Source organism: Sporosarcina newyorkensis, from assembly GCF_900167515.1.
Classification (GTDB): Bacteria; Bacillota; Bacilli; order Bacillales_A; family Planococcaceae; genus Sporosarcina; species Sporosarcina newyorkensis.
The window spans coordinates 161,816-182,103 of record NZ_FUYJ01000001.1 but is presented as its reverse complement, the minus strand read 5'-3'; the positions used below and the strand labels follow the sequence as shown (position 1 = coordinate 182,103).

21 protein-coding genes are annotated in these 20,288 nt (G+C 43.4%); all 21 read right to left on the bottom strand.

Translation table 11 applies throughout. The features are described 5' to 3' along the window. The 21 genes from recO to hrcA all read right to left on the bottom strand — a co-directional run bounded on the left by recO (position 1) and on the right by hrcA (position 20,246). Positions 1-783: a DNA repair protein RecO gene (gene recO / locus B5D59_RS00960; protein WP_078816531.1), complete on the bottom strand. Its 783-nt coding sequence runs from the start codon at positions 781-783 to the stop codon at positions 1-3. Between the two features lie 40 nt (positions 784-823). After that, positions 824-1,738, bottom strand: coding sequence for a GTPase Era (era, locus tag B5D59_RS00955; protein ID WP_009496883.1), 915 nt, complete (start codon positions 1,736-1,738; stop codon positions 824-826). Beyond that, the gene (locus B5D59_RS00950) at positions 1,722-2,132 is read right to left on the bottom strand and encodes a cytidine deaminase (protein WP_009496885.1); all 411 of its coding nucleotides are present in this window, start codon (positions 2,130-2,132) and stop codon (positions 1,722-1,724) included. Before B5D59_RS00950 ends, era begins: the two co-directional genes overlap by 17 nt. A gap of 24 nt (positions 2,133-2,156) precedes the next feature. Further along, the gene (locus tag B5D59_RS00945; protein WP_009496887.1) at positions 2,157-2,507 is read right to left on the bottom strand and encodes a diacylglycerol kinase family protein; all 351 of its coding nucleotides are present in this window, start codon (positions 2,505-2,507) and stop codon (positions 2,157-2,159) included. A gap of 4 nt (positions 2,508-2,511) precedes the next feature. Beyond that, entirely contained in the window at positions 2,512-2,985 is a 474-nt protein-coding gene (gene ybeY, locus B5D59_RS00940; protein WP_425441319.1) for an rRNA maturation RNase YbeY, read from the bottom strand. Between the two features lie 16 nt (positions 2,986-3,001). Beyond that, positions 3,002-5,086 (bottom strand): HD family phosphohydrolase, encoded by a 2,085-nt coding sequence (locus B5D59_RS00935; protein WP_040758793.1) that lies wholly within the window; start codon positions 5,084-5,086, stop codon positions 3,002-3,004. Between the two features lie 457 nt (positions 5,087-5,543). Continuing rightward, positions 5,544-6,506, bottom strand: a complete 963-nt coding sequence (locus tag B5D59_RS00930; RefSeq protein WP_009496893.1) for a PhoH family protein — start codon at positions 6,504-6,506, stop codon at positions 5,544-5,546. A 5-nt stretch (positions 6,507-6,511) separates the two neighbouring features. Continuing rightward, positions 6,512-7,603 (bottom strand): sporulation protein YqfD, encoded by a 1,092-nt coding sequence (locus B5D59_RS00925; RefSeq protein ID WP_176132464.1) that lies wholly within the window; start codon positions 7,601-7,603, stop codon positions 6,512-6,514. Beyond that, a complete protein-coding gene (locus B5D59_RS00920; RefSeq protein ID WP_040758131.1) occupies positions 7,593-7,850 on the bottom strand; it encodes a YabP/YqfC family sporulation protein in 258 nt (85 codons plus the stop codon). Before B5D59_RS00920 ends, B5D59_RS00925 begins: the two co-directional genes overlap by 11 nt. 47 nt (positions 7,851-7,897) lie before the next feature. Beyond that, the gene (locus B5D59_RS00915; RefSeq protein ID WP_078816528.1) at positions 7,898-8,434 is read right to left on the bottom strand and encodes a hypothetical protein; all 537 of its coding nucleotides are present in this window, start codon (positions 8,432-8,434) and stop codon (positions 7,898-7,900) included. 35 nt (positions 8,435-8,469) lie between these two features. Next, complete coding sequence (floA, locus tag B5D59_RS00910) at positions 8,470-9,468, bottom strand: flotillin-like protein FloA (RefSeq protein WP_040758796.1); 999 nt, start codon at positions 9,466-9,468, stop codon at positions 8,470-8,472. Further along, the gene (locus tag B5D59_RS00905) at positions 9,468-10,805 is read right to left on the bottom strand and encodes an NfeD family protein (protein WP_009496903.1); all 1,338 of its coding nucleotides are present in this window, start codon (positions 10,803-10,805) and stop codon (positions 9,468-9,470) included. Before B5D59_RS00905 ends, floA begins: the two co-directional genes overlap by 1 nt. Before the next feature lie 490 nt (positions 10,806-11,295). After that, positions 11,296-11,469, bottom strand: a complete 174-nt coding sequence (gene rpsU / locus B5D59_RS00900) for a 30S ribosomal protein S21 (protein WP_009496905.1) — start codon at positions 11,467-11,469, stop codon at positions 11,296-11,298. Positions 11,470-11,655: 186 nt separating this feature from the next. Then, entirely contained in the window at positions 11,656-12,327 is a 672-nt protein-coding gene (deoC, locus tag B5D59_RS00895; protein ID WP_176132463.1) for a deoxyribose-phosphate aldolase, read from the bottom strand. A gap of 92 nt (positions 12,328-12,419) precedes the next feature. Beyond that, entirely contained in the window at positions 12,420-13,760 is a 1,341-nt protein-coding gene (mtaB, locus tag B5D59_RS00890) for a tRNA (N(6)-L-threonylcarbamoyladenosine(37)-C(2))-methylthiotransferase MtaB (RefSeq protein ID WP_040758132.1), read from the bottom strand. Positions 13,761-13,776: 16 nt separating this feature from the next. Then, positions 13,777-14,517 (bottom strand): 16S rRNA (uracil(1498)-N(3))-methyltransferase, encoded by a 741-nt coding sequence (locus B5D59_RS00885; protein WP_009496911.1) that lies wholly within the window; start codon positions 14,515-14,517, stop codon positions 13,777-13,779. Positions 14,518-14,519: 2 nt separating this feature from the next. Further along, the gene (gene prmA, locus B5D59_RS00880; RefSeq protein ID WP_009496913.1) at positions 14,520-15,464 is read right to left on the bottom strand and encodes a 50S ribosomal protein L11 methyltransferase; all 945 of its coding nucleotides are present in this window, start codon (positions 15,462-15,464) and stop codon (positions 14,520-14,522) included. A gap of 15 nt (positions 15,465-15,479) precedes the next feature. Beyond that, positions 15,480-16,601, bottom strand: a complete 1,122-nt coding sequence (dnaJ, locus tag B5D59_RS00875) for a molecular chaperone DnaJ (RefSeq protein ID WP_009496915.1) — start codon at positions 16,599-16,601, stop codon at positions 15,480-15,482. A gap of 136 nt (positions 16,602-16,737) precedes the next feature. Then, positions 16,738-18,570: a molecular chaperone DnaK gene (gene dnaK / locus B5D59_RS00870; RefSeq protein WP_009496917.1), complete on the bottom strand. Its 1,833-nt coding sequence runs from the start codon at positions 18,568-18,570 to the stop codon at positions 16,738-16,740. A 45-nt stretch (positions 18,571-18,615) separates the two neighbouring features. Further along, positions 18,616-19,194: a nucleotide exchange factor GrpE gene (gene grpE / locus B5D59_RS00865; protein WP_009496919.1), complete on the bottom strand. Its 579-nt coding sequence runs from the start codon at positions 19,192-19,194 to the stop codon at positions 18,616-18,618. Next, positions 19,191-20,246 (bottom strand): heat-inducible transcriptional repressor HrcA, encoded by a 1,056-nt coding sequence (gene hrcA / locus B5D59_RS00860; protein ID WP_050804625.1) that lies wholly within the window; start codon positions 20,244-20,246, stop codon positions 19,191-19,193. The genes grpE and hrcA overlap by 4 nt, the downstream gene beginning before the upstream one ends. Positions 20,247-20,288 lie beyond the last annotated feature (42 nt).

Genomic DNA, 20,288 nt, shown 5'->3' with positions numbered 1-20,288 from the left:
TTAGCCTTCATTCTCCGGGTCTTCTTTTGGTTTTTGTAATTCTGGTGTCCGTTCCAACTGCTCGATAAATTTTCTGGATTTCAAGTAAATCCCCACTTGTTCATGATAAATCGTCGAGACCAGTTTCTGCATAAAGGTTTTCGTCGGTTTCTTTAATTCCAGCTTACCGATCTGATCCAATGGCACATTATAAAACATCCGAATCAACTTGATCTGAGTCGGAGACAAGCGAATAATGTATGGATCCACTCCAAAACAACGATGACAAAGAAAGCCGATTTGCTGAAATGAAAAAGCAAACTCCCCTTCCGTCGCCCCGCAATTGGCGCATTCATGAAGGATGGGGTGAATACCAGCGACGGGCAGCATCTTCCATTGAACAAATAACGAAATTGCCTCTGCATCATAACCCTCTTCCATGGCATGGAACGCCTCTTCCAACAGTCGAAAAATCCCTGCATTCGGTTGCTCCGATTCGGTTAAGCGATCGATCAACTCAACGACCAGTCCCGCATATGCAGTTGTCTCCAGGTCGGCGCGAATATGGCGTACACTGCTGATCAACTCACCTTGTTCAAGAGATCCCATTCCCCTGCTTGCCCGTATCATAAAAAAACCATGTGTGAACGTTTGCGTAATGGCAGCTAGTCGACTCGCCGGCTTTTTCGCACCTCTTGCCATCGCGGTTATTTTACCTGCCTCTTTTGAATAAATCGTTACGATTTTATTTGTTTCACCGTAAGGGATGCTCTTTATAATAAATCCTTCCACTTTGTTTAACAAAGTGCTCTCCCCCAATCAAACATACTGGATAGATGAAGAATTAATAATCTTCCTCATTGAATCCAAATTCTTTTAGGCGGCTTGGTCGATTGCGCCAGTCTTTCTGAACTTTTACCCATAATTCAAGAAATACTTTTTCTCCAAGCAGCATCTCAATATCTTTTCGTGCTTTCGTTCCAATTTCTTTTAGCAATTTACCGCCTTTGCCAATGACAATCCCTTTTTGTGAATCTCTTTCCACTATAATCGTAGCTCGTATATGCGTCTTTCCAGTGGATGTATCCTGTTCAATGCTTTCAATGGCCACCGCAATGGAGTGAGGAATTTCTTCACGTGTCGTATGCAGCACCTTTTCCCGAATCATTTCTGAAATGATAAAGCGCTCAGGATGGTCGGTTACTTGGTCGGCAGCATAATATTGAGGACCTTCCGGCAAATAACTTTCCAGCGTTTCCACTAAACGTTCAATATTATTGCCGTTTAAAGCTGAAATCGGAACGACTTCAGCAAACTTCAGTTCATCTGTGTACGTCGTGATGATCTCGAGTAATTGATCGGGATGCACAAGGTCGATTTTATTAATGACCAGGAATACAGGAGTCTCGGACTTTTCAAGCCATTCCATAATAAAGCGATCCCCTGTACCGATCTTTTCATCTGCATTCACCATGAACATGATGACATCTACTTCACTCAATGTACTGCGCGTCACTTTCAGCATGAAATCGCCTAGACGGTGCTTTGGTTTGTGGACGCCTGGCGTATCGATGAAAATCATTTGGGATGTGTCACTTGTCACAATGCCCTGTACTTTATTTCGCGTTGTTTGCGGCTTATCACTCATGATGGCGATTTTTTGACCGACCATCCGATTGATGAATGTCGATTTCCCGACATTCGGACGACCAATTATTGAAACAAAGCCTGATTTGAATGGTTTATCGTTCTTCTGCATAGTCTAAATCCTCCTTAGAAAAAGCGCCTGGCAATAGTTCTGCAACGGTCGTCTCTTGAACGTCTCCTTTAAGATTCGTTAGATAGACCGGCATGCCCGGTGCGCAAAACTCCGCGATCACTTGACGGCATGAGCCACACGGTGCAATCGGTCCTTCTGTATCCCCGATAACAGTAAGCGACTTGAAAGATTTAACGCCTTCAGAGATTGCTTTAAAAATCGCTGTCCGCTCTGCACAATTCGTAAGTCCGTAAGCAGAGTTTTCGATATTACACCCTCGGAAAATCGTACCGTCCTCTGTTTCTAAGGCAGCACCCACCGGAAACTTAGAATACGGGACATATGCAGTTTTCATTGCTGATTCTGCTTCGTTTTTCAGTTGTTCAAATTTCATCTAGTTCACTCCAATTCATATAATTCAGCCAAACCATTTCGGAAAAAAGATCAAACAGCCAATGACTGCACTGGCGATAGCGAAAATCAGTACCGACCCAGCCGCGATATCTTTGGCCTTTTTTGCTAGTGGATGGTATTCCTTTGTTACGAGATCTACGACGTACTCAACAGCAGTATTCATCAATTCCAATGCCAGCATTCCGCTGATCAATAAAAGAACAATCAGCCATTCGGTCATAGAAAGACCAGTGAACCAGCCAGCAAGGATGACGATGATGGCTGACAGGGCATGAGATTTCATGTTGCGTCCATTGACGAAACCGTCTCTCATCCCTTCCCACGCATAGACAAAAGATTTGAAAAATCTTTTCATCTGATCACTGTCGCTCCAAGCCAAAAGAAGTTAAGATTTCTGTTTGTCTTCCGAACATCTCTTTTTCATCATCCTCTTCAATGTGATCATATCCGAGTAAATGAAGAAATCCATGTAACGCCAAAAACCCTAATTCTCGTTGAAAGGTATGATTGTATTCAACCGCTTGGCGTTGCGCCGTTTCAATAGAGATGATGATATCACCAAGCACAACTGGCATATCTCCTTCATGTACGATCGCCACTTCCCCTTCAGACAGTTCTTCTAAGGCAAATGAAATGACATCGGTCGGTTTATCCTTGCCTCGAAATTCTGCATTTACTGCTTGGATCGCATCATCATCCATAAAAGTGATTGAAAGCTCGTATAAACCTTCCAAATCTTCCATTTTCGCTGCGTGATTCAATAGATCGGTAATTAACACTTCCGACGTTTCGTCAACTGCATCTGTATCATCTTGAAAATAAAAGTCTATCATTGCCCATACTCCTTTTTTAATCCGGATATTCGATTCGATTATGGAAAATTCCATTCAAAGTCTCACATATCACTTTTTTCACCTGTTTGATTTCTTTCATCGATAATTCGCATTCTTCAAATTGATCATCTTCAACTTTTGACCGAACGATCGCTTCGACGAGTGCCGCAATCTTATCGGGTGTCGGCTCTTTCATGGAACGTACCGCTGCTTCTACACTATCCGCAATCATAATAACAGCAATTTCCTTCGTTTGCGGCTTTGGACCCGGATATCTGAATTGATCCTCCGCCACATCTGAACCTTGTTCTTTCGCTTTTACATAGAAAAACTTCAGTAAGCTTGTTCCGTGATGCTGCCTGGCAATCGCTATTAACTCTGCAGGCATATGATGCTTCTCCAATATTTTCGCACCATCTTCAGCGTGAGCTATAATCATATCACGACTTTTCTCAGGTGGCAGGGAATCATGTAAATTCTGTCCGGCATGCTGATTTTCAATAAAGAAACCAGGGTGAACCGTTTTCCCGATATCATGATAATAACTCCCTACGCGTGCAAGCAAGCCATTCGCTCCTATCGACTCACACGCAGCGTCTGCCAAATTCGCGACCATCACACTATGGTGATACGTTCCTGGCGTCTCCACTAAAATTTTCTTCAGTAACGGATGGTTTGGATTCGACAACTCGACCAACCGCATGTTGGAAAGCAATTGAAAGCCAGATTCGAAAAACGGCAATAGTCCGATTGTCAACGCACCTGACAGTACTCCTGATGAAATCGCTGCAACTGCATAAAAAGTCAGCTCCGGTAATGTATAACTAGTTTGTGTCATTAACAGATAAAATATGATGAAGATCGTGTTAGAAGCCGCGACTGCAAGACTCGATTGTAAAATCGTTGAGCGCCTGCCGTGTGCGCTGAGAACATATATGCTGACGATCCCACCAAATAAAATATACAAAGCGACTTCCATCTGCAAGATGGCGGCAATGCCTTCCTGCAGCATAATGCCCGCGGTTGCTGCGGTTATAATTACAGATAGTATGGCCGTTCGCTCATTAATCAGCAGCTTGATCAACATAGGCGCCAGCGCAGTCGGAAATAAAAACGCAATTTGCACGTCAAATTCATTATCGATATAACTGATGATCTTCATGAGGACAACAACTGCGAAAATTATGACATAAAACATCAATACAGCTTTCTTTTTGAACTGATTATTTTCTGACCATGTAGAAAAATGAATCCCAATCAGGCTTGAGATAAAGAGTACGAATAACCCAATCCCTAAGATTGGTTTAATAGATGACTGATTTGTCAGGACACCCGATAATTTCAATTGTTGATAAATATCACGATCAATCAACTGCCCTTCGCGTACAATGACTTGTCCTTGAAGAATACGAATCGGCTCAATCGACTCACGCGCATCGGCTTTATTTTTTTCAGTCAGTTCTTCATCTATCACTTCTGTTTCTACAACAGCCGTTCGACCTAAGGACAACGCCACGTCCAGTAATCCACTTGGTAATATACTAGATTGACGAATCTGTCTTTCCACTTCATATCGATGGGTGGATAATTGGTCAGCCTTGAAAGGTTTGGACAGCTCTTCACCAATAATCGTAAGCAGTTGCTCATGCAGATTGTCTATTTCAGTCTGATCGGATGTCAATAATTGTTTCAATTGGTCATCTGATAAGCGTAAAAAAGATTGTTCTTTCTCCAATCCTTCCAGCTTTCCCCTGAGAAGTTTCAGTTTCTTACCGGCCGTCATACCAGTCTCTTTGTTTTCTTCCATTTTCACTTCGCTGACAGCAGTGAAAATCGAACTGATAATGGCTTGTCTATTTTTCATGATATCTTCTGAAAAACGATAGGAAGCCGGGACCGCTTGCTCAGCTCGAACACGTTCAAGTTCGGTTTTCTCAGTATCTTCAATCGTCTTCGGTGATCGTATCGTTTTTGGAGAGATCTCATATGCTGAGATTTCATAGGTTTCATTTGTACTGTTGCCATACATTAATACGAATAAAAGGATACTGGAAAGACTAATGACAACGAGCAATAGGAATGTAAACTTCACCTTCCTCATTTGTGAAAATAACCCCTTTAAGTCCGCCAAATTTCTTGCCCCCCTCGACAATTTTTGCCGCCTTGCCTTATGTATATATATATTTAATTCATAAAAAAGCAGTCATTTACTGGATGACTTAGACCGCTTAATGAATGGAGACCGATAATGAAAATCATACGTTTTACTAGTAAATACAGCTATGTTAGCCATTATACCTTATTAGAGGGTCAAACTGCATTTATTTTCCTGACACTGAAAATCTGAGGATGAGATTAACTATTGGTTGCTTAGCCTAATTCATTACTCAATTCTAAATTTAGAAGTATTTCAAGCGATCCCGACCTTTACGAGAGCATGTAAATAGAAATTCAAATGAACTTCTCTTCACTTTTTAGCAGACACTTAAAATGTCCGTACTATAAACCGAAAACCCTCAAGCCTTTAGTATAAAGGCTTGAGGGTTATTCAGCAGTCATCAGTTCGATTTCTGTTCTTTGTCATATGCATCAATGATTTTTGCTACAATCGGATGCCGTACAACATCCCCTTGTTCCAAGTAAATGAATTCGATGTCTTGTACTTTCTTCAATATGTGTTCCGCTACATTTAAGCCGGAGTCCACGCCGCGCGGCAGGTCAATCTGTGTTTTATCTCCGGTGATCACCATCTTCGAACCAAAACCGAGACGAGTCAAAAACATTTTCATTTGCGCTTTTGTGGTATTTTGAGCTTCATCCAAAATAACGAATGCGTCATCGAGTGTCCTGCCTCGCATATAAGCCAGCGGAGCGATCTCAATCACGCCTCGCTCAATTAGACGCTCTGTATGCTCTGCCCCCAGTATATCGTGAAGCGCATCGTACAGTGGCCGCAAGTATGGGTCCACTTTTTCTTTTAAATCTCCTGGTAGGAAACCTAGGCTTTCTCCTGCTTCTACGGCAGGACGAGTCAGAATAATACGTTTCACTGAGCCTGTTTTCATTGCCTGAACTGCCATGACGACTGCAAGATAGGTCTTCCCCGTTCCAGCCGGGCCAATACAGAAAACCAGGTCTCTTGAGCGGATCGATTGCACATACTCCCGTTGGCCAATTGTTTTCGCACGAATCACTTTACCTTTAGTATTGCGTGCGATTTCCTCATCATATAAAGATGAGAAATATTCAATTGTACCGTTTTTCGCCATTTCAATCGCGGTGGCAACATCACGCAAATTGATGTTGATGCCTTTACGAATTACTTTCAATAACTGTTCCAGCAGTGCTTTCGCTGCTTCACTTTGCTCGATTTCCCCGCTGATCGATATTGTTTCTCCTCTTGTTCTAATGGAGATATTCAATTCTTCTTCAATTAAATTCATATTTTGATCGGAAATTCCAAGAAGCATAATCGCTTCATTCGGTTCTTCAATATGCAGTTGAATGATTTGTTCGCTCAATATATTCAGTCTCCTTGAGTTATCGGTCGTTTTTCAGCAATGTTTTCATTAATCAAAAACAAAAGAGTCCCACTAACTTTATCATTAGTGAACGATACATGTAAAATGTTTTCCTCTTTAATTACAAGTTCATCCGTCTTCTTTGATAATAGATCGTGCTTCAAAAGCGGAAGAATAACGGTCTCTTCCATTCCTTTTTCTAAACGGACGGTATGAATTGGATCCTCTCGTGACTCTTTAAAAAGTATTGGGTTTCTGAGACGAAAAACACCTTCTTTACTTTCATGCCATGGAGTTCTCCAATTAATATTGACTTGTTCTTCGCCTTGCGTTGAATACTTGACGGTTCGCGGTAATTCAAAATGATATTCTAACCAATAATCCGCAAAAACTTCTCCATCCGCTCCTACAACTGTCGTCTTCTCTCCTTGTTCCAGAATACCTGTAGCGAGCATATCTCCCTTTTTTACAGTTTGGTGAACAATACTCGCACGCTCACCTCTCGTCAACGCAAAATGAGTGATCACCCCTCCTGTTTTAGCTACTAAATGAGATGGTTTTTCTTTTTTATCTTCTTTCACTTCAGCAGACAACGGAGCCAACATAGGTGAAACAATTAAAGAAGTCCCCATTTTCTTAAAGCGTATCCACGACAAGGAAGACTCGTCTTGCATGAGCAGTCGGCGAATCTCATCCTCTTCAGGTAACTTGGAGAGAAGAGATGGAACCCTAATATTCGCTTTTTCCATTTTCAGCTCCATGCGTTCAGCTAATTCAGGAACCTCACTCTCTACTTCAATGTTCCACAAAAACAAGGAAGCACAGAGGGGTAGCATACACCCGATGATAAATAGAAAAGATGAGAAAAGCCGATAATTGACGGTGTCGTTTCCTATATGTGAAACTTTCACTTTCACATGATACTTTTTTCTGAAACGACGAATCGTTTGAATCCCTTTACTGTCTGTTTCAAAATACACGGAACGTCCTGCCACATACAAATTTTTTATTTTGACTTGCTCTACTTGCAATTTTCCAAGGAATGAAGATGTTCCACCAACTGCAGTCAATTGAACCTCAAAACGTTTAGGACTCATACATCGGCCCCTCATTGGGTTTATATCGAATTGATAAATCTTTAAGCTCTATGATGGAAATATGGGCATTTTGTTCAGTTAATGCAAGTACAGTCACTTCTTCACCTTGGATCGTTAAAAAAAAGTCGTCTGTTTGAAAGGACACGGATTGTTCGCTTAACGCCTTCAATTGGTAGAAGCCCGTAATCCGTAATGAATTGAATTCATCTAAAATAATAGATGGATGAAGTGCGAATAATTTTTTCACGAAAAAACCCCCTATCTCAACATATGACGGAGATGGGGGTCGCATGATTACCGTTTTGCTTTCGGTGGTCCTAAAATTTCCGAATACACAATTCCCTGCAGGACCTGTTGCGGAGTTGTCGGGATTAAATCTTCTTGTAAGATACGATGGTCTTCCTGAATGACCGATTGTCGTTCCGTCTGGAGTCTTCCTCTTCCGGATTGACGTTCAGATCTCGGTACAGAAACCGGCTTTGCAGCTCGTTCAGGACGTTTGTTTTCAACCTTAGGCTCCGGGTAGAAGATTTCCGTTTGCGGCGCCTGAGTCTTCTGTGGAGCTTCTGGTTGCTGAGTTTCTTGCTGCAACTCTTTGAACTCTTTCTGGATATCTTCGAAAAGATCTTTTGATAGATCTTTCAATGTGCGCGGCTTATTCGTCGGTTCCGCATTCGTGCGCTGCGGTTCCTTTCTCGCCGGCTCATATACCGTCTGCGTATGAACAGGTTTTTGTTCGCTAGGCCTTTTCTTCGGTTCAGGCTTTTCTTTCTTTTTACTGAACAGGGAGCCTAACGCCGCCATGATTACCAAAATAATGAGCTGTTCCATTATGCATCCCCTTCCCGGGAATTCATTGTTTTACTTTAGTCTTTCTTCTGTTGCGGTGGCTGCTGGTCTCCGCCAACTTTGCTGATGGAGTCACGCATACCTGTATCCGCTTGGATGTTCTTGTAGTTCATATAATCCATAATACCAATGTTTCCTGAACGTAGTGCTTCCGCCATTGCCAAAGGCACTTCGGATTCCGCACCCACCACTTTCGCGCGCATCTCCTGGGTTTTCGCCTTCATCTCTTGCTCATTGGCAACAGCCATCGCACGACGTTCTTCAGCTTTCGCTTGGGCGATATTTTTATCTGCCATTGCTTGTTCCGTTTGAAGTTCGGCACCGATATTTTTACCGATATCTACGTCCGCAATATCAATGGATAAGATTTCGAAAGCGGTTCCGGAATCCAACCCTTTCGTAAGGACCGTCTGAGAAATCATGTCTGGATTTTCCAGCACTTTGGCATGGTTGACGGAAGAACCAATCGTACTGACAATCCCTTCGCCGACACGGGCAACAACCGTTTCTTCACCGGCACCCCCGACGAGTCGATCAATATTGGCACGAACCGTAATCCGTGCTTTCGCCTTCACTTCAATACCGTTCATCGCAACACCTGCAATGAATGGTGTTTCAATAACTTTTGGGTTAACGGACATTTGGACTGCTTCCAACACATCTCGTCCTGCCAAGTCAATCGCTTGTGCTCTTTCAAATGTCAGCGCGATATTCGCTCGTTGTGCTGCGATTAATGCATTCACGACACGGTCTACGTTACCACCCGCCAAGTAATGGCTTTCCAGTTGATTAATCGTAACAGTCAACCCCGCTTTATGTGCTTTGATCAGCGGATTAACGACTCTGCTCGGTATTACTCGACGCAAACGCATCCCAATTAATGTGAAAATACTTACTCGTACTCCTGCCGCCATGGCGGAAATCCATAGCGTTACAGGAACAAACGTAAAGAATATCGCTAATACGATAATGATGATAAAGACTGCTGCTACCAGTCCTATTGTTCCTAGTCCCATCATAAGCCTTGTTCCTCCTCATTCTTCTTTTCTCTAACAACGATTCTGAAGCCTTCCACCGCCACGATCACTACTTCTTTATTACGATCAATATAGCGCCCTTCCGATACAACATCAATCCGCTCGCCGTCTAAATCAGCGACACCGGATGGACGAAGAGGTGTAAGCGTTGTCGCAACTTTTTGCAATAGATCCGTACGGTTTTCGTTGGATACATAACCGTTTTCCGTATCCATCGTATCCATTAGAATGATTTTATTCAACAGATGAAGTTTTTTTCCGAAGAATTTCATAATAACCACCGCTCCTATACTCGCCACGGCCATCGCAATCAGCACTGAAACCGCCATGAATGCCAAGTTTGTGCCTGCCAGCAAAATACTTCCTATGATAGCCAAGACTCCGAAGATTCCCGCTATCCCACCTGCAATAAAAAATTCGGCGATGATGAGTCCTACACCCAAAAGGAACAAGATCAAGGTCTCATAACCCGCCAGACCAGCCACTGTATGACCGTAGAAAAATAAGAATAAGGCAGTCAGCCCCATACTTCCCGGTACACCAAAGCCTGGTGAGTACAATTCCACAATCAGTCCAAGACTCGCAACAGAAAGTAAAATCGGGACAACTATCGGATTCGTAATGAACCGAGCCGCTTTTTCCGAAAATGTTTCTGTTGTAGAAATGACTGTTGCCTCTTCCAAGTCCAGCTTCTGCAACAATTCATCAAATGTTGCAACCGTCCCCTCACTATAATCTACTTTCTCAGCTTCATCTGCAGTGAGTGTCAACAGTTCACCTTTAGGGGCACGAAGCTCCGGCATGTCAATTTCCGGATTGGCCATCGCGAGAGCATACTTAGGTTTTCGGTCGTTGTGCAACGCAGCATTTTTCATTTGTGCAAGCCAGTAACTGTTGGCTTTCGTTTCTGCTGCATTTCCGGATCCATCGATGACTTGAGCAGCACCTATGGAACCATTTGGCGTCATGTAGATTTCATCCGCATAGAGTGCCAAGAACGCACCTGCTGATAATGCCCGATCATTAATGAATGCGACGATTTTGGCGTCAGTCGATGTCATTAGCTTCGCGATTTGATCCGCAGCATCCACAAATCCGCCGGGAGTATCTATATCCAATACAATCGTCTCTGCACCTTCGTCAGCCGCTTCTTTAAATGAACGTTGCAGGAATGCATGCAGTCCCTTCTCTACCTCTTGATGGAGCGGCACCCGATATACTTTCTTTTCAGCTGCATCCGCCGTGTGTATAAAAGGCAAAGCGATTGTTCCGATGAATAAAATGAGCAGAAAAATAGACCTAATCATTTTAGTCATTGTTTTCTCACCTCTCTCTACTGCCTATTATACTAACTATTTACGTTTGAAAACGTTTTTGGTTTCATTTTATCGAAAAAAAAAATATCAATTACGCCTAGGCGTAATTGTGTCCAGATTTTGTATCGAGCTTTAGGCCGGCATGACGCAGGTCAGTTAGCCTTTGTCGCAGGAAGCCGCGACTTTTGGCTAACTTCATCTTTTAAAGCCCATCTCAAAATCTGTGACATCCGCCGGAGGCTTAGGCCTACAAGAAGTAGGTCATGCAGGCGTTGCCACAGGATGTGGCGATCTTAGCCTGCGTACTTCTATTGTTCAGCGAGTTTTCAAACACCCGTTGAACAAAGATAAAGCCACACTCATCTCGCCACTTAAAGAGCGGAAGGCACCCGCTGAGTAAAAATAAAATAAACCAAAAATCCTTTGATGGATTTTCGGTTTATACGAAATTACATTAATAGTTAATCTCAAAATTCAATGTAGGCAGAAATTAGAATTTACGCTTACGAGCAGCTTCTGATTTCTTTTTACGTTTCACACTTGGCTTTTCATAGAACTCGCGCTTTCTTACCTCTTGTATTGTACCACTTTTGGATACAGTACGTTTGAAGCGGCGAAGAGCGTCTTCAAGTGATTCATTTTTGCGAACGACTGTCTTAGTCATATCTCTTGTCCCTCCCTCCGAGCACACTTCGAAACATAGCTGTTTGCCATGTACTAGAAAATTATAACGTAAAATTTCCGATCGGTCAATAAAAAACTATTAGAATATTAATAAGAATTTCTACCGCTGGCTGCCAATTTCAAACAAGTGCCTGTCGAGACTAGACTGCGCTTTGCACTCTTGAGATCAATAGTCCGATGTAGATTCGAGACCTTCCATTATTGCGACGCCTGAACTTGCTCCGATGCGAGTGGCTCCCGCTTCGATCATTTTGTTGACGTCTTCGATGCTACGGACACCGCCAGATGCTTTAACACCGATTTTCGGTCCTACTACGGAGCGCATCAGCTTGACATCTTCAGAAGTAGCGCCTCCTGTTGAGAAACCTGTGGAAGTTTTTACGAAGTCTGCACCTGCAAGTACTGACAGTTCGCAGGCAGTACGTTTTTGCATAGCGTCCAGCAATGACGTTTCCAAGATTACTTTTACAATCGCTTTTCCTTTTGCCGCTTCAACAACACCTTCTATATCCTTTTGAACATATTCAATTAATCCGCTGTGAAGAGCACCGACGTTCAATACCATATCAATTTCTCCTGCTCCGTTTGCGATGGCATCTTTCGTTTCGAAGATTTTTGTTTCCGTCGTGCTGGCACCTAAAGGAAAGCCGATCACGGTACAAACTTTGACATTTGTATTCTCTAATGCTTCCGCAACTGTCTTAACCCATGTCGGGTTGATACAAACAGAAGCGAATTCGTACTTTTTCGCTTCTTCACATAACTCAATTACTTGTTGCTTTGTAGCATCTGCCTTCAATAGCGTATGATCAATATACGCGGCATAATTTTTCGTCACTGAAAGCGCTCCTTTTTTAACATCTTTTCTTTTAGTATAGCAAAGCTTCATTTTGCTTGCACGAAAAAGACCACCCATACAGGTGGCCTTCATCAGATCAAGATTTCTTGATCTTCAATAATTCGTACCGGCTGTCCTTCATTGTAAGGATACCCGGCTTTCGTTAATTTCACACGGACAATTTGGCCGACCATCGTTTCATCTGCCGGCAAGACCACTTTCAAATAGTTGTCTGTATAGCCTTCAAACAAGTTTTTATCAGGGTCTAGTTTATAGCGCTCTTCCGGAATGACTTCCAGCACTTCGCCTTCAAATCGAGCCGCATAGTCTTTCGCCAGTTGATCATTCAATGTAATCAAACGATGTACACGTTCGTTTTTAACGCCTTCATCAATTTGATCTTCCATACGAGCTGCCGGTGTACCTGTTCGCTTAGAATAAGGGAACACATGTAGTTCAGAGAATTTATGATCGCGGATGAAATTATATGTCTCCATAAATTCCTCTTCCGTTTCGCCTGGGAAACCGACGATGACATCTGATGTAATCGCAAGCTGCGGTAATGCTTCGTTCAAGCGGACGAGACGTTCAGAAAAGAACTCCATCGTATACTTACGGCGCATTCGTTTCAGGACTGTATTGGAACCTGACTGGATTGGAATATGCAAGTGACGGACGATAATTTTGGATTCTCTCAATACATCAATTACTTCGTCAGTCAATTGGCTCGCTTCGATTGAACTGATTCGAAGACGTTTGAGTCCTTTGACGTTCTTCTCGAGATCCCGCAATAGACGTGCAAGATTATAGTCTTTCAAATCTTCCCCATAGCCGCCTGTATGAATCCCCGTCAAGACGATCTCCAAGTAGCCTGCATCAACAAGCTGCTGCGCTTGGTGTATGACTTCTTGCGGGTCACGTGAGCGCATCAAGCCTCTTGCCCAAGGGATGATACAGAACGTACAGAAGTTGTTGCAGCCTTCTTGGATTTTCAATGAAGCGCGTGTACGGTCCGTGAATGAAGGTACATCCAGTTCTTCGTAGACACGGTTCTTCATAATATTCCGCACAGCATTTATCGGCTGCCGTTCTTCACGGAATTGTTCAATCAGCCCCAAAAGCTTCGTGCGGTCTTGCGTGCCTACCACGATGTCCACGCCAGGTATCGCCATAATTTCAGCAGGAGAAGTTTGTGCATAACAGCCTGTCACACAAATTACTGCGTCCGGATTTTGACGGATCGCACGACGTATGACTTGGCGGCTTTTTTTATCTCCTGTATTCGTTACCGTACATGTGTTGATCACATAGACGTCTGAGTTTTTTTCAAATTCAACCCGACCATAGCCTGCCTCCTGAAACAGCTGCCAAATCGCTTCTGTTTCGTAATGATTCACTTTGCAGCCTAACGTATGAAAAGCAACCGAAGACATCAGTCGCTCACCTCTTTCATTCAAATTCATAAGACATAGCGGACAATAAATATAAAGGGGCCGTTTCCGTCCGTAAGATTCGAGGCCCGAGTGCCATCGGAAGGAATCCCGCATCTTTCAAAAAATGCGCTTCTTCCCTGGCTAAGCCGCCTTCGGGTCCAAAAACAACCAATACCGATTGTTTATGATACACGTTTTTCAGACGATCTGCAATCTTATGCGGCACTTCGCTTTTTGCATCCTCTTCATCAGCGAAAAGCTTGACGTCAAAGGAAGCCGCATATTCTGCAAGTTGCTTAATAGATTGGACAGGGAGAATCTCGGGTATGTGATTACGGTGGCATTGCTCTGCCGCTTCTTTTGCAATCTTTTGGAGACGTTCCACTCGCTTATCGCTTTTTCTAAGGTCCCATTTGACGACTGATCGACTAGCCGCCAAAGGAATTAGACGCTTCATGCCGAGCTCCGTCCCTTTTTGCGTGATCAAGTCCAGTTTATCGCCTTTTGGAAGACCGCAGGCGATCGTGACATGTATAGGCATCTCATTGTGTTGATCGAGTTCCTCTAGCTGAGATACGATGACTTCATCATCAAGAATCTCTTCAATAGACGCCAATGAGACGACTCCGTTATATACTGTCAGTAACTGTTCGCCGGATGTCATTCGCATAACCTTAACGATATGCTTATAATCGTCTCCGCTGATCGCTACCCGCTGTTCTCCATCGAAAGGCTTTTCAAGAAAATAACGTTGCAAAATTATCCACGCCCTTTGCGCGCAATAATTGCTACCCAATCTTCCATGAGCACCGTCTCGACAATTTCAAAACCTTGCGCGATCAAATCTTCACGTACTTCATCACGTTTCTGAAGTATGATCCCAGATGTGATGAATAGCCCGCCCGGCTTAATCAGCTTAAATGCATCTTTCGAAAAGGACATGATGACATCCGCAAGTATATTCGCGATAATCAAGTCAGGCGGCTCTTCTATCGCATCCAGCAAATTCGCTTCCAAAACTGTAATCCGATCATCCACATGGTTGTATGAAACATTTTCCTGCGCCGCCCGGACAGCAACTTCGTCTAAATCCAGCGCAGTAATATGTTTCGCACCGAGAAGAGCGGCACCAATCGCCAGAACGCCCGAGCCTGTTCCGACATCTACAATACTTTGATCAGGCAGCAAATACTTCTCGAGTGCCTGCAGGCAAAGAACTGTTGTCGGATGAGTTCCTGTACCAAACGCCATCCCCGGATCAAGTTCAATGATTAATTCATCCGTTTCCACCGGTGTATAGTCTTCCCAAGTAGGCACAATTGTAAAACGCTTGGAGATTTTTACCGGATGATAATACTGTTTCCAAGAGTTTGCCCAATCTTCTTCGTCGACCTCTGTAATTCCAATTGTGAAGCGCCCTGGATCGAGAGAAAATTGACGGAGCCCCTCGATTTCTAATTCTAATTCCTGAACCGTTTCATTGATGAAACTATTAACCGGCAAATAGGCTTTGATGATGACACCTTCACCCGGAAAATCTTGTTTATCCAGCGCATAGAGTTCACCGTATTGGTTTATCCGTTCTTTATCCGGCTCTGTGGAATCTTCTATGATGACACCACTAGCTCCCGCTTCATGCAGTATATTGGCCACGGCTTCGGTTGCTTCATGCGTGGTATGGACGGAGACTTCTGACCATTTCACAGTTTTTCAATCCTTTCATTCGCCTTTGAAAGTACGTTTGATTTTGTCGAAGAATGAGCTGGAGTATTCATCAGGTGTTTCGCCTTCAATTGAGGCAAATTCTCTCAGCAACTCTTTTTGTTTTTCTGTCATCTTTTTCGGAGTAATTACTTTGACGATGACGTGCTGATCCCCTACTCCATGTCCGTGTACGTTCGGTACCCCTTTACCGCGCAAACGGAAAGTCGTGCCGTTTTGAGTACCAGCTGGGATTTTCAACTTTACTTTCCCATGTACGGTTGGAACTTCGAGTTCATCGCCGAGTGAAGCTTGCGGGAATGTTAAGGACAATTCTAGGATAATATCGTCTTCCTCACGGATAAAACGTTTGTGTGGACGGACGTTAAAGACGATATATAAATCTCCTGGAGGTCCTCCGTTAATTCCTGCCTCACCTTGACCTCCTACGCGTAAACGCTGGCCTTGGTCCACTCCTGCCGGAATTGAAACTTCAATAATCTTCTTTTTAGTGACTCGGCCTTTACCGTGACATGTTTCACATTTTTCAGGAATGATCTTTCCTGTTCCTTGACAAGTGGAGCATGTTCTGCGGTTCACTACTTGGCCAAACGGAGTATTTTGCGCCACTGAAATTTCGCCGGAACCATTACATTCTGTACATGTTTTGACACTTGTACCTTTTTTGGCACCTGTTCCGTCGCATGTGTCACACACTTCTTCACGTGGAATTTCGATTTCAGTCTTTTTGCCGAAGATGGCATCCATGAAATCCACTGTCATCGTATATTGAAGGTCATTTCCTTTTTGAGGAGCGTTTGGATCTCTTCTTCTCGCACTGCCGCCAAAAAATGTACTGAAAATATCTTCGAAACCGAAGCCTTCAGCACCGCCGCCGCCAAAACCGCCAAATCCTTGGCTCGGACCTTCATGACCATATTGGTCATAGCTGGCACGTTTGTTTTCATCGCTTAGCACTTCAAATGCTTCCGTTACTTCCTTAAATTTCACTTCAGCATCCGCTTCTTTGTTCAAGTCTGGATGGTATTGTTTGGAAAGCTTCCGATACGCTTTGCGGATCTCTTCCTTTGTGGCGGACTTAGAGACCCCCAACACGTCGTAATAATCTCGTTTACTCATTCACTGCACCCCTCATCGCATTTTACCTGTGGTCCATTGTAACATGTTGAAATGATTTTTGTTATGATAACAGACGAAAAAGTCAAAGCCGGAATTTCGGACTTTGACTTTTCCGTCAACATCTATTTCAATTCAATTATTTCGTGTCTTTGTCGTCTACTTCTTCAAAATCTGCATCGACTACATTATCGTCTGCTTCACCTGGTTGCCCATCACCTTGAGCAGCTTGAGCTTCTGCTGCAGCTTGTTCATAAAGCTTGACGGAAAGCGCTTGTACCAATTCGTCGAGTTTTTCTTTCTTCTCGCGGATCTGATCAAGATCTCCAGATTCATTTGCAGTTTTCAACTCTTCTAATGCTTCTTCTGCGCTTTTCACTTCAGCTTCATCTACTTTGCCTTCAAGATCTTTTAGTGTCTTTTCAGCCATGAAGACTAGCTGATCTGCTTCGTTGCGCAAATCTGCTTCTTCTTTACGCTTCTTATCATCTTCAGCGTGTGCTTCTGCGTCTTTTACCATTTGATCGATTTCTTCATCAGAGAGACCTGAAGAGGATTGGATCGTAATGTTTTGTTCTTTCTGTGTTCCTAGATCTTTCGCTTTTACGTTAACGATACCGTTTTTATCGATGTCGAATGTTACTTCGATTTGCGGTACACCGCGTGGTGCCGGTGGAATATCCGTCAATTGGAAACGACCTAACGTTTTATTGTCAGTTGCCATTGGACGCTCACCTTGCAATACATGAATGTCTACTGCTGGCTGATTATCCGCTGCAGTGGAGAACACTTGTGACTTACTAGTCGGGATCGTAGTGTTACGCTCAATCAATTTCGTGAAGACCGAGCCCATTGTTTCGATACCTAGAGAAAGAGGTGTAACGTCAAGCAATACAACATCTTTTACGTCTCCTGTCAAGATCGAACCTTGAACTGCTGCACCCATTGCAACGACTTCATCCGGGTTAACGCCTTTAAACGGCTCTTTCCCAGTCGCTTTTTTGATCGCTTCTTGTACAGCTGGAATTCGAGTAGAACCACCAACTAGGATAACACGATCGATTTCAGACGGAGACAGTTCAGCATCTTTAAGCGCCTGACGAGTCGGCACCATTGAACGCTCTACTAAATCTGCTGTCAACTCATCGAACTTAGCACGTGTTAACGTGATTTCTAAGTGAAGTGGACCAGCCTCTCCAGCAGTGATGAACGGCAAGGAAATCTGAGTGGAAGTTACACCCGACAAATCTTTCTTCGCTTTCTCAGCTGCATCTTTCAAGCGCTGCATTGCCATTTTATCTTTTGATAGATCGATTGCATTTTCTTTACGGAATTCTTGTACAAGATAATCGATGATGATGTCGTCGAAGTCGTCACCGCCGAGCTTATTGTCACCCGCTGTAGAACGTACTTGGAATACACCGTCACCAAGTTCTAGGATAGAAACGTCAAATGTACCGCCACCTAAGTCGTACACAAGGATCGTTTGGTCTTCATCCGTCTGATCCATACCGTATGCAAGTGCCGCTGCTGTCGGCTCGTTGATGATACGTTCTACTTCAAGACCAGCGATTGTGCCTGCATCTTTCGTAGCTTGACGCTGTGCATCGTTAAAGTAAGCCGGTACGGTAATTACCGCTTTCGTTACTTTTTCACCTAGATAGTCTTCCGCATAACCTTTCATATATTGAAGGATCATAGCTGAAACTTCTTGAGGTGTATATTCATTATCTTCTACTTTTACTTTGAAGTCCGTTCCCATATGTCTTTTCACGGACATGATCGTATTCGGATTCGTGATGGATTGGCGCTTTGCAACTTCCCCTACTTGGCGCTCTCCATTTTTGAATGCTACGACTGAAGGAGTTGTACGGTTACCTTCAGGATTTGGGATAACTTTCGCTTCTCCGCCTTCATATACCGCTACTACTGAGTTTGTTGTACCTAAGTCAATACCAATAATTTTACTCATGTTCAATTTGCCTCCTAATTATTCGCAAGTTAGTTTTGTCTGTTTTTATTCGTTTACTTTGACCATGGATGGACGCAGCACACGTTCTTTCAGCTTATACCCTTTTTGAAGTTCTTCCAAAACAATGCCGGAAGCTTTCTCTTCATCATTTCCTGTCATAACTGCTTGATGGAAATTCGGATCAAACTCCTGATCAATTGCTTCGATTTCTTCCAGACCTTCGGATTTCAATGCTTCGACCAATGAGCGGTAGACCATATCCATGCCCGTCAAAATCGACTGACTTTCTGTTTCTGTTGCCTCAACAGATAGAGCGCGTTCGAAATTATCCAATACAGGCAAAATATTGACCATCACATTTTGTGCACGATAGGTCTGCAACGCTTGATAGTCGAGGGAAGCTCGTCTTTTTACGTTTTCCATATCTGCCAATACACGCAATTTCTTACCCTCTTCTTCCTCAAGGGCTTTTGTCAATTCATCTATTTTTTTCTTTAGTTCGTCTTCTTCAGTGACTTCTTCAGCTTGTTCTTCTGGCTGATCTGTCGTATGTTCTGCATCTTGTTCTTCTTCAGAACCATTCTCAAGTTGTTCATTTTCATTGAGTTCTTCTTTTTCAGTCACGTGTCTTGCCTCCTATCTGCGTCTTGTCCGATCGTCAATCTATGAAGTGCAGAAGATAAATCACTGCTTAAAATATCGAGCAGCGTGATCACTCTTCCATAATCCATTCGTTTCGGACCGATAATTGCAATGGAACCTTCCATATTCTCACCTGCAGAGTATGTGGATGTGATAACACTGTAATCTTCCATGTCGATCACTTTGTTCTCAGAACCGATTCGAACTTGAATCCCTTGTTCGTTCTTCTGAAAAATAGCCATGGCAGGATTGCCTTTTTCAATCAGCTCAAAGAAGGACTTCATTTTTTGAAAGTCATGGAATTCCGGTTGCTTCCACATATTCATTTTCCCACCGAAATAAAGACGTTCTTCGGGTTCTACCGCAACCGCTTGCTGCAGCGAGCTGAAGAGTTTCTCGGCATGATGAATATGTTGTTCAAAAACATGCTTTGCTTCCTGTAACAGCTTTTGCTGCAGCTGTACAAGCGAGGTGCCTATTAGGCGTTCATTTAAAATATTGACCGTCTTTTCAATTTCTGAAGCAGTCAATCCTTCTGGAACATCAAAGATCCGATTTTCCACATGACCATTATCTGTAACGATAATGGCGACTGCCTTCTTTTGATCCAAAGGAACAATTGAAAACTTTTTGACGGCGTGCGTCGAAGTATCAGGTCCCAGCAGAATCGAAGTGTAATTCGTCAGCTCCGATAAAATCGTTGCAGACTTACGTATTAGCTCTTCAGATTCCCCTACTTTTTCCTGAAACAGTGTTCGCAGCTGCAGACTGTCTTCCAAGCCTAGAGTTTGCGGCTGCAATAAATGATCCACAAAGAATCGATACCCTTTTTCAGAAGGCACTCTTCCGGATGAAGTGTGAGTCTTTTCAAGAAACCCCAAATCCTCGAGGTCCGCCATGTCGTTCCGGATAGTGGCCGAACTAAACGGCGCCTCCGGTTTCTTTGACAGTTGCCTAGAGCCTACGGGTTGAGCAGACTCGATGAAATCTTTCACCGTCAATTGTAGTATGAGCAATTGTCTGTTTGTCAACATGATCATCACTCCTGTTAGCACTCATTAACTTCGAGTGCTAAT